Genomic DNA, 2,951 nt, shown 5'->3' with positions numbered 1-2,951 from the left:
AATATGCCTGGCGGCGATAGCGCGGCGGTCCCACCTGACCCCATGCCGAACTCAGCAGTGAAACGCCGTAGCGCCGATGGTAGTGTGGGGTCTCCCCATGTGAGAGTAGGGAACTGCCAGGCTTTAATTTAGCATTGTGTTGCGACAGCAAAGCAACATGAGGCAAAAGTAGCAGAGAGTAGGACAAACTCCGTCGGCAACGGGTTTGAACGTCGCGAGTTGTGATGGTCTGAAGGGAAAACGGCAGGAAAGCCGTTTATGAGCTGCTAAGTTTGATATTTAAGTTTTATGTCGTAACAGCGATATAAATCAAAGAGAATTCGGTGGTGCGGTAGTTCAGTTGGTTAGAATACCGGCCTGTCACGCCGGGGGTCGCGGGTTCGAGCCCCGTCCGCACCGCCACCTTAATTTAGGGGCGTAGTTCAATTGGTAGAGCACCGGTCTCCAAAACCGGGTGTTGGGAGTTCGAGTCTCTCCGCCCCTGCCAGTTATAAGTTAAGTGGCAACTAGGGTAGTTTATAATATTGGTGATCCATATATGCTACTTGAATTAGATTATTGATAAGGCGCTGACTTTTTGGTCGGCGCCTTTTTTCTAATGGAACTTTGTAAGAAAAACGGATTTGCCGTTACACTAAAAATCCTCTTATGCGAACCTTTTCTCCAGAAATGATCTCACTTGGAAAATTTGTTCCCAAATATTGTCTGGTTCGGTTACACATTTTTCAGTTCTCAATGTTATTCGATCTTATAGCAATAAAACCTTTCTTTCTAATTATCTATTGTCAAAGTGAATTCTTATAGATAACTTTTTAGACTTTTTGGCAATTTTCATACTAGTTAACCCGAATTATGTTTAAATCGTCACTGAAAAATCGTCTTCTGAGTAGAAAACTTTCAGTGATGGTTTCTTCCATTTAAGGCAGTAAGCAATCAAACCGCCTAAGACGGTCAACATAAATCCTTTTATACTTCGGTGGCGCGAATGCTCTATTACACGATCCACAACAGTGGGAATACCCAGCAGACGTTCACCACCTGATTTCTTGGGAATAGTGACACCTTTCACCGGGGGCGGATAATAGCTGCCCGATGATAAGCGGTTCCACAGTTTATATAGATTCCCTTTTAGGTTTGATTCAAAATCCGCAATGGTTCGACCATCCACGCCCGCCGCCCCCTGATTGGCTTTGACCAATAACCCTGCACGGTGCACATCCCTTTTTTCAATGACAAACGGTTTTGCCTTAACCCCAGCATTTCCTCCTGTCTGACAGTTGGATACCGGGCAAGGCTGCCTGACGTGACCCCTTCGCTCCACATTCATTACAAATATTTCCTCACTACTACGAGTCACTCCGCCCCCGTATCACTCATCGGTACTCTCATCATTTGTCAATTTAGTGACTTGCATTTCTCCCTTGACATCGTGATGACGGGTTCCCGCAGTTCCCAGAAAGAGCCCGATACAAAGTCACGCCCACTCTACGCCGGACACCACCTGCGCAGTATTCGGAATTCACTTACAGATTTATCCCGGAAGATAGAAACGCCCCCGGTTTTAATGTCAAATCTCTTCTTTACGACGCGTCCACATGGGTTCGGTTTTACTCGTCTCTTTGTACCCTACCTGCCGAACTATTGTTCGCGCTTTAACTTCAACGCTCACGACCAGCGCTCTTTACGGCAGCTGCTTGAGGGGGGATGAAGCCAGCTTCCGACAGCAGACTTCGGTGGACCTGCCACCATCTCTTCCTGAGCTTATGCCACAATCTTACGCTTATTCCTTATGCAGCAAGTTTGTATGCCTGCGGTACACTTTCTATGATAAAATGCTTTGATAACATTATCTTATCCCACTCAGCTTGCATACACGCTTTCATGTTTCGGCGCTTTTTTGTGATGAAAGTGACACCGATTTTGGCTAAATCGTCAGCGAGCTCCTGACTGAGATACCTCTTGTCGGCGTAAAGAGTACCCGTTAATTCTGTTGTTAATTCGCGAACAGGTTCCCGATCATCCACATTATCGGCGGTAACTTTAAGCGCCAGAGTTTCGCCCTGATGGTTAACAACCAAATGTAATTTGAAACCGTAAAACCACCCCATTGAGGTTTTTCCTCGTTTTGCTATCCCCTCAAAAACCTTATGACGGGGAATACGGATGTTATGACAAACCCGCAAACTGGTGGAATCAATTAAAGCAATACCTGTGGGTTTCCCTTTTAATTGAGTCAGATAACTGCATAGTGGCACCAAAAAGGAAGGGGCCACACTGACAAAACGAGGATAGCTGAGCAAGGTGGGAAAATCGTTGTGGTGATATTTCCAAATATGTTCTAGATAAAAATTTTTAAAATCACGGTAATGTGACAGATGAAAAAGGATCAAAATGGCCATGATTTCACTGGGATACATGTGACCTTGTCGGCGGCGCAGGCGGTATCCGTTATCGAGGCAAAACGGCTCCCATTGCGGGATGAAAAAACGGCAAAAATCACCGACATCACAGAAAATTTCAACTAACTTATTCATAGCCTGTTCCACCTCAGAGCTGTTTTTGGTGTGCACCAAAACTTTGCTCCTGGAACAGGCTTCTCGTCAATTTCTTATCCAGAATTCGGGTTAGTTAACCTGAACTCTGCTTAAGAGAGGAAAGAAAAAAGGAACTAAGAGCCTGAGGCACGATCAAAGTTTTTGTATAGAAAATAAAATCGTGGAGATCCTCAGGCTATGATGACTTTAGAAGAACTTGACTGCTGCGTCGATGATTTTTGCCAAAAATTTATTCCGCTTTGGGAACAACAGCTCATCGAGAATAACCTGCTTAAACGCCATCGCGCAGCTTCCCTGTCACTGAGTGAAATCATGACGCTCCTCATTTTATTTCACATGAGCCACTATCGTCATTTCAAAGCGTTTTATATTGAGCATGTGCAACAGTATCTTAAG

At 44.9% G+C, this 2,951-nt stretch carries 2 tRNA genes, 1 rRNA gene and 3 pseudogenes; 4 read left to right on the top strand and 2 right to left on the bottom strand.

Going from position 1 to position 2,951, the window contains the following annotated elements:
• The first annotated feature begins 6 nt into the window (after window positions 1–6).
• The 3 genes from rrf (at window position 7) to AACQ83_RS23695 (ending at window position 487) form a co-directional block, all read left to right on the top strand.
• Window positions 7–122, top strand: a 5S ribosomal RNA gene (gene rrf, locus AACQ83_RS23705).
• A 203-nt stretch (window positions 123–325) separates the two neighbouring features.
• Window positions 326–402 (top strand) — tRNA-Asp (locus AACQ83_RS23700).
• 9 nt (window positions 403–411) lie between these two features.
• Window positions 412–487: transfer RNA gene (locus AACQ83_RS23695), tRNA-Trp, on the top strand.
• Window positions 488–856: 369 nt separating this feature from the next.
• On the opposite strand, the pseudogene AACQ83_RS24855 reads toward AACQ83_RS23695, so the two are convergent.
• Both AACQ83_RS24855 and AACQ83_RS23685 read right to left on the bottom strand, forming a co-directional pair.
• Window positions 857–994, bottom strand: a pseudogene (locus AACQ83_RS24855) (IS982 family transposase); the annotation flags it as partial.
• Window positions 995–1,799: 805 nt separating this feature from the next.
• Window positions 1,800–2,534: pseudogene (locus AACQ83_RS23685) on the bottom strand (IS982 family transposase); the annotation flags it as partial.
• A 198-nt stretch (window positions 2,535–2,732) separates the two neighbouring features.
• Between AACQ83_RS23685 and AACQ83_RS23680 the strand changes: the two are divergent.
• Window positions 2,733–2,951, top strand: a pseudogene (locus tag AACQ83_RS23680) (IS982 family transposase); the annotation flags it as partial.

It is taken from the genome of Photorhabdus sp. S10-54 (genome assembly GCF_963878145.1).
GTDB lineage: Bacteria > Pseudomonadota > Gammaproteobacteria > Enterobacterales > Enterobacteriaceae > Photorhabdus > Photorhabdus kayaii.
The sequence above is the reverse complement of the archived record's forward strand: the minus strand, read 5'-3'. Positions and strand labels throughout refer to the sequence as shown.